Source organism: Mesorhizobium sp. B1-1-5, assembly GCF_006443065.1.
Taxonomy (GTDB): Bacteria; Pseudomonadota; Alphaproteobacteria; order Rhizobiales; family Rhizobiaceae; genus Mesorhizobium.
On the sequence record NZ_VFWS01000056.1, the window covers coordinates 24,644 to 31,154 of the forward strand.

At 62.1% G+C, this 6,511-nt stretch carries 6 protein-coding genes; 3 read left to right on the plus strand and 3 right to left on the minus strand.

Features of this window, described 5'->3' with window-relative positions:
• Window positions 1-9: 9 nt before the first annotated feature.
• The gene (locus FJ980_RS17705) at window positions 10-801 is read left to right on the plus strand and encodes an ATP12 family chaperone protein (protein ID WP_140544913.1); all 792 of its coding nucleotides are present in this window, start codon (window positions 10-12) and stop codon (window positions 799-801) included.
• Window positions 802-1,001: 200 nt separating this feature from the next.
• Complete coding sequence (locus FJ980_RS17710; protein WP_140544915.1) at window positions 1,002-2,891, plus strand: MFS transporter; 1,890 nt, start codon at window positions 1,002-1,004, stop codon at window positions 2,889-2,891.
• Between the two features lie 86 nt (window positions 2,892-2,977).
• Here the strand turns inward: FJ980_RS17710 and FJ980_RS17715 are convergent, their stop codons facing one another.
• A complete protein-coding gene (locus FJ980_RS17715) occupies window positions 2,978-3,172 on the minus strand; it encodes a DUF2735 domain-containing protein (RefSeq protein WP_140544917.1) in 195 nt (64 codons plus the stop codon).
• A 310-nt stretch (window positions 3,173-3,482) separates the two neighbouring features.
• On the opposite strand from FJ980_RS17715, the gene FJ980_RS17720 reads away from it, so the two are divergent.
• On the plus strand, window positions 3,483-4,520 hold the full coding sequence (locus tag FJ980_RS17720) for a glutamine synthetase beta-grasp domain-containing protein (RefSeq protein ID WP_140544919.1): 1,038 nt from the start codon (window positions 3,483-3,485) through the stop codon (window positions 4,518-4,520).
• A gap of 373 nt (window positions 4,521-4,893) precedes the next feature.
• Here FJ980_RS17720 and glnA read toward each other — a convergent pair whose 3' ends face one another.
• Both glnA and FJ980_RS17730 read right to left on the minus strand, forming a co-directional pair.
• A complete protein-coding gene (gene glnA, locus FJ980_RS17725) occupies window positions 4,894-6,303 on the minus strand; it encodes a type I glutamate--ammonia ligase (protein WP_095765489.1) in 1,410 nt (469 codons plus the stop codon).
• A gap of 50 nt (window positions 6,304-6,353) precedes the next feature.
• Window positions 6,354-6,511 (minus strand): P-II family nitrogen regulator (locus tag FJ980_RS17730; protein WP_140544921.1); only part of this gene is annotated, 158 nt, incomplete at its 5' end.

Here is a 6,511-nt window from a genome sequence, read left to right on the forward strand (position 1 = left end):
GAGTTCGGCATGCGCGACATCCTCGAAGACCTCGAAGCCGGAAAGCTGCTTTCAGATCCCGATCCTGTGCGCCGCGCCCAGATCCAGATGAAGACGCCGCTGCCGAAGCGTTTCTACAAGGCTGTTTCGGTGGCTCCTGTCGAGAATGGCTTTGCCGTTCATTTGGACAGCCGCCCCGTGCGCACGCCGGGCAAGGCTGTGATGGTGCTGCCGACCGAAAAGGCTGCAGCACTTGTGGCCGCTGAATTCAGCGCGCAAGGCGAAGTCATCGATCCCGTGACGATGCCGGTCATGCGGCTGGTGAACACCGCCATCGACGGCGTCGCCTCTGATCCGCAGGCGGTGCTGGAAGATATCCTGCGCTTCGCCTCGTCCGACCTGCTCTGCTACCGCGCCGACGGCCCGCAAGGCCTGGTCGATCGCCAGAACAAGCATTGGGACCCGGTGCTGGACTGGGCGCGCGGCCATCTCGGCGCACGCTTCAACCTTGCCGAAGGCGTCATCCATGTCGAGCAGCCGCGCGAGACCATCGCGGTCCTCGGCGCGCATCTTGGCCAGCGCTCGGAGCCGATGCGGCTGGCCGCCATCCATGTCATGACCGCGCTGACTGGCTCGGCGCTGCTGGCTTTAGCGGTCGATTTCGGCGAGCTCGACGGCGAGGAAGCCTGGGCGGCCGGCCATGTCGACGAGGATTGGCAGATCGAGCATTGGGGCCAGGATGCGGAGGCCATGGCGCGCCGCTTGGCGCGCAAGCGCGACATGATGGCGGCGGTCACCCTGCTCGAGGCACTACAGGCCTGAGCGCCTTCGCACTGCACCTAATACCAAAGTCATAATCCCATTGTCGCGGTGCCTTTCGCGCGCCCTTTCTGTCATTTTTTCCTTCGTTGGCTGCGTTTTCGAGTCTGCGTTCGCAGGAGCGCGGACGGTGGCGCGCAGCCATCGAGGACGGTGGCGCGCAGCCATCGAGGACAGACGGGATCTCACGGGAGGATACATCAATGGCAATGGCCTCAACCGCCGGCAGAACCAGCCGCGGCATGACGCGGGAGGAGAAGAAAGTCATCTTCGCCTCCTCGCTCGGCACCGTTTTCGAATGGTACGATTTCTATCTCTACGGCTCGCTGGCCGCCTTCATCGGCTCAACCTTCTTCAGCCCGGCGATTCCCGAGGCGACGCGCAACATCTTTGCGCTGCTTGCCTTTGCCGCCGGCTTCCTTGTCCGCCCGTTCGGCGCGCTGCTTTTCGGGCGCATCGGCGATCTTGTCGGCCGCAAATATACCTTCCTCGTCACCATGACGATCATGGGCCTGTCGACCTTCCTGGTCGGCTTGCTGCCTGGCTACGCAACCTTGGGCATCTTGGCTCCCGTGATCCTGATCGGGTTGCGCATGCTGCAAGGCTTGGCGCTCGGCGGCGAGTATGGCGGTGCGGCGACCTATGTCGCCGAGCACGCCCCCGACGACCGACGCGGCTACTACACGTCCTGGATCCAGACCACGGCGACGCTCGGCCTGTTCCTGTCGCTGATCGTCATCCTGATCGTCCAGGGCTCGCTCAGCAAGGAGACCTACGCCAGTTGGGGTTGGCGCATCCCCTTCATCGTTTCTTTCCTCCTCCTTGCCATCTCGATCTGGATCCGGTTGTCGCTCTCGGAGTCGCCAACCTTCCAGCGCATGAAGGAAGAGGGCAAGGGCTCCAAGGCGCCGCTGTCGGAGGCCTTCGGTCAATGGAAGAACGCCAAGATCGCGCTGCTGGCGCTGCTCGGCCTCACCGCCGGCCAGGCCGTGATCTGGTACAACGGGCAGTTCTACGCCCTGTTCTTCCTGCAGAACGTGCTGAAGGTCGACGCATGGTCGGTCAACGTCATGATCGCTATCGCGCTGGCCGTCGGCTCGATCTTCTTCGTCGTGTTCGGCTGGCTGTCGGACAAGATCGGCCGCAAGCCCATCATCATGGCCGGCCTTGCGCTCGGCATCGTCTGCACCTTCCCGCTGTTCAAGGCGCTGACCTGGGCCGCCAATCCGGCCCTGGCCACCGCGCAGCAGAACACCCGCGCGACGGTGACGGCAGCGCCCGGCGACTGCAAGTTCCAGTTCAATCCTGTCGGCACGGCGAAGTTCACGACATCCTGTGATATCGCGACGTCCTTCCTGACCAAGAACTCGGTGCCTTACGACGTCGTTGCGACGGCGGCGTCCGGCACGGCTGCCACGGTCAAGATCGGCAATGAGACGGTGGCGTCCTATGACGCCGTTGCCGCTGGCGATCAGGCCAAGGCCAAGGAGGCGGCCTTCCAGAAAGCGGTGAACATGTCGCTGCGGGACGGCGGCTATCCGCTGAAGCGCGCAGCAGCCAAGGTACCGGATCAGAAGCTCGACGCCTTCATCGCGGCCAACCCCGAGCTCAAGCTCGATGCCGCGGCCATCCGCGGCGGCGAAAAGGCGACGGTTCCGGCCGACAAGGCGATCGCCGACAAGCTGCTGACCAAGGACGAGGCGGCGGGTGCGCCCGAAGTCACCGTCTACAACATCCCGGGCGGCGGTCCGTTCGCCATGACTGCCGATCCGGCAGCCATCAACTGGCCGCTCACGATCGGCATCCTGTTCATCCTGGTGCTGTTCGTGACCATGGTCTATGGGCCGATCGCGGCCATCCTGGTCGAGATGTTCCCGACCCGCATTCGCTACACCGGCATGTCGCTGCCCTACCACATCGGCAATGGCTGGTTCGGCGGTCTGCTGCCGGCAACGGTGTTCGCGCTCAGCGCCTACAAGGGCGATATCTACTACGGTCTCTGGTATCCGGTGATCATCGCGGCAATGTCGCTTATCATCGGCATGATCTTCGTCAGGGATACGCTCGGTACAGACCTGCACGCCAAGGAATGACCTCGGTCATCCCGTTCAAACAGAAGGCCCGGCGTGAGCGATCGCGCCGGGCTTTTTTCATGCCCAATTGGAAGAAAGCGGTCAGCTCAGCTCTTGCGCTGCTGGTTCTCTTCCTCGATTGCCGCTTCGTGGTACCAGCCGTCGAAGTCGGCGTGCTCGCCGCGAAGCGCTGCAAGTTCTGCCGCGAATTTGGCCTTGGCGCCTAAATTTGAGGCAGACTTGCGTGCTGCGAGCGGGAACAGCAGGACTTTTGCCGACGGCCGCGATGGCGTGACTTGCATTGCCGATCTCCTCGCCTTTTCAGGAGCGTGCCGATTCACCTTCCCGTCAAAATATGCCCTGCGACTCCTTTAGGCAATATGCTTACAAAAAGATCAGCAAATGCCTATTTTATAAGCAAAATCGGCGCCTGAACGATCCAGTCGCATTGCTGAGACGGCTCAACAAAATCAACGCGTTGCCATGACCATTTTGCCGCACCCTGCGAAGGCCGAGTGGCATACGAATTGCTTTTTGACCGTCGGCAGGCCGGCTCGAGCCGGCCGAGCGTCGCCACCCTTTGGCGGTGATCAAGCAACGAGAGGCTCTAGAATGACCAAATACAAGCTCGAGTATATCTGGCTGGACGGCTACACACCGGTCCCCAATCTGCGCGGCAAGACCCAGATCAAGGAATTCGCCGAGTTCCCGACGCTCGAGCAGCTGCCGCTATGGGGCTTCGATGGTTCCTCCACCAACCAGGCCGAGGGCCGCAGCTCCGATTGCGTGCTGAAGCCGGTCGCGCTTTATCCGGACCCGGCCCGCACCAACGGCATTCTGGTCATGTGCGAAGTCATGATGCCCGATGGCGTCACCCCGCATGAATCGAACAGCCGCGCGACCATCCTCGACGACGAGGACGCCTGGTTCGGCTTCGAGCAGGAGTATTTCTTCTACAAGGACGGCCGTCCGCTCGGCTTCCCCGAGAGCGGCTACCCGGCCCCGCAGGGCCCGTATTACACCGGCGTCGGCTACAAGAACGTCGGCGACGTCGCCCGCCAGATCGTCGAGGAGCATCTCGACCTTTGCCTCGCCGCCGGCATCAACCATGAAGGCATCAACGCCGAAGTGGCCAAGGGCCAGTGGGAATTCCAGATTTTCGGCAAGGGCTCCAAGAAGGCGGCCGACCAGATCTGGATGGCGCGCTACGTGCTGCTGCGCCTGACCGAAAAATACGGCATCGACATCGAGTTCCACTGCAAGCCGCTCGGCGACACCGACTGGAACGGCTCGGGTATGCACTGCAACTTCTCGACCAAGTACATGCGTGAAGTCGGCGGCAAGGCCTATTTCGAGGCGCTGATGGCGCAGTTCGACAAGAACCTGATGGATCATATCGCGGTCTACGGCCCGGACAATGACAAGCGCCTGACCGGCAAGCACGAAACCGCGCCGTGGAACAAATTCTCCTACGGCGTCGCCGACCGCGGCGCTTCGATCCGCGTTCCGCACTCTTTCGTCAAGAACGACTACAAGGGCTACCTGGAAGACCGTCGCCCGAACTCGCAGGGCGACCCCTACCAGATCGCCTCTCAGGTGCTGAAGACGATCTCGCAGGTTTCGACCGCCGCGGTTTCGGCTGCCGCCTGATCTCCTCGCTTGCCAGGGGCGCAGGCCCCCGGCGCGATGAGCACGCTAGAAAAGCCCCAGCGGAAACCCGCTGGGGCTTTTTGCATGGGATAAGCCGGCAAATACAGGCCCGCCTGCCGCCGTCAGGCGGCAATGACGTCACGCGATTTGAGCGCTGCCACAATATCTTGGCGTGGGGCAGGGCGCGGGCGTGCGGTTCCCGTCGTGGTTGACCAAGGCGATGAAGATGTCGCCGGAGAAATTCGAACCGGCGGTGCAGGTGCGCCTGCCCGGCCGGCACGCGCCGCGCCAACGCGAAAACCCCGTTTTCAGAAATGAAAAGCCCTTGGAAGGGAATGCCTTCCAAGGGCAGAATTTCTATCCGATCAGAAGCTTAGACCGAATAATACATGTCGTACTCAACCGGGTGCGGGGTCATTTCGAAGCGCATGACCTCGGCCATCTTGAGCTCGATATAGCTGTCGATCTGATCGTCGTCGAAGACGCCGCCGGCCTTCAGGAAACCGCGGTCCTTGTCGAGGTTCTGCAGCGCTTCGCGCAGCGAGCCGCAAACGGTCGGGATCTTCTTCAGCTCCTTCGGCGGCAGGTCGTAGAGATCCTTGTCCATCGGCTGTCCGGGGTGGATCTTGTTCTTGATGCCATCGAGGCCGGCCATCAGCATGGCGGCGAAGCCGAGATAGGGGTTCGCGCCCGGATCGGGGAAGCGGACCTCGACGCGCTTCGACTTCGGCGAGTTGCCGAACGGAATGCGGCAGGAAGCCGAGCGGTTGCGCGCCGAATAGGCGAGCAGCACCGGCGCCTCATAGCCCGGCACCAGACGCTTGTATGAGTTGGTCAGCGGATTGGTGAAGGCGTTGATCGCCTTGGCGTGCTTGATGATGCCGCCGATGTAATAGAGGCAACTCTCCGACAGGCCTGCATATTCGTTGCCGGCGAAGGTCGGCTTGCCGCCCTTCCAGATCGACTGGTGGACGTGCATGCCCGAGCCGTTGTCGCCGAACACCGGCTTCGGCATGAAGGTGGCTGTCTTGCCGTAGGCGTTGGCGACCTGGTGCACGACATACTTGTAGATCAGCATCTTGTCGGCGTTGCGCACCAGCGTGTCGAACTTGATGCCGAGCTCGTGCTGCGCGGCGGCGACCTCATGGTGGTGCTTTTCGACGCGCACGCCCATTTCGGCGAGCACGGTCAGCATCTCGGAACGCATGTCCTGGCAGGAATCGATCGGCGGCACCGGGAAATAGCCGCCCTTGATGCGCGGACGGTGGCCGAGATTGCCGGTCTCGTAGTCGGTGTCGTCGTTGGAGGGCAGTTCGGTCGAGTCGAGACGGAAGCCGGTGTTGTAGGGATCGGCCTTGTACTTGACGTCGTCGAACACGAAGAACTCGGCCTCAGGACCGACATAGATGGTGTCGCCGATGCCTTCCGCCTTCATGTAGGCCTCGGCCTTCTTGGCGGTGCCGCGCGGATCGCGGTTGTAAGCCTCGCCCGAAATCGGATCGAGGATGTCGCACAGGATGACCATGGTCGACTGGGCGAAGAACGGATCCATGTGGACGGTATCGGTGTCCGGCATCAGCACCATGTCGGACTCGTTGATCGCCTTCCAGCCGGCGATCGAGGAGCCGTCGAACATGACGCCGTCGGCGAACATGTCTTCCTCCACCTCGACGACATCCATCGTCACATGTTGCAGCTTGCCCCGCGGATCGGTGAAGCGCAGGTCGACGAATTTTACGTCGTTGTCCTTGATCTGCTTCATGATGTCTTTGGCTGTCGTCATGTCATTTCTTCCCTGTGTGATGACGTCCGGAAATGGATTGTAGGTTTTGGTCAGATGGCGTCGATGCCGGTCTCGCCCGTGCGGATGCGCACGACTTCCTCTATGTTGGAGACGAAGATTTTTCCATCGCCGATGCGGCCGGTCTGCGCCGCCTTGCGGATGGCCTCGATGGCGCCTTCGACAGCCTCGTCGCCGAGCACCACCTCGA

Bases quoted from the DNA above. Each gene is read 5' to 3' on its own strand.
- glnA (WP_095765489.1), bottom strand. From the start codon at position 6,303: ATGACGACAGCCAAAGACATCATGAAGCAGATCAAGGACAACGACGTA.
- FJ980_RS17720 (WP_140544919.1), top strand. From the start codon at position 3,483: ATGACCAAATACAAGCTCGAGTATATCTGGCTGGACGGCTACACACCG.
- FJ980_RS17710 (WP_140544915.1), top strand. From the start codon at position 1,002: ATGGCAATGGCCTCAACCGCCGGCAGAACCAGCCGCGGCATGACGCGG.
- FJ980_RS17705 (WP_140544913.1), top strand. From the start codon at position 10: ATGCGCGACATCCTCGAAGACCTCGAAGCCGGAAAGCTGCTTTCAGAT.
- FJ980_RS17715 (WP_140544917.1), bottom strand. From the start codon at position 3,172: ATGCAAGTCACGCCATCGCGGCCGTCGGCAAAAGTCCTGCTGTTCCCG.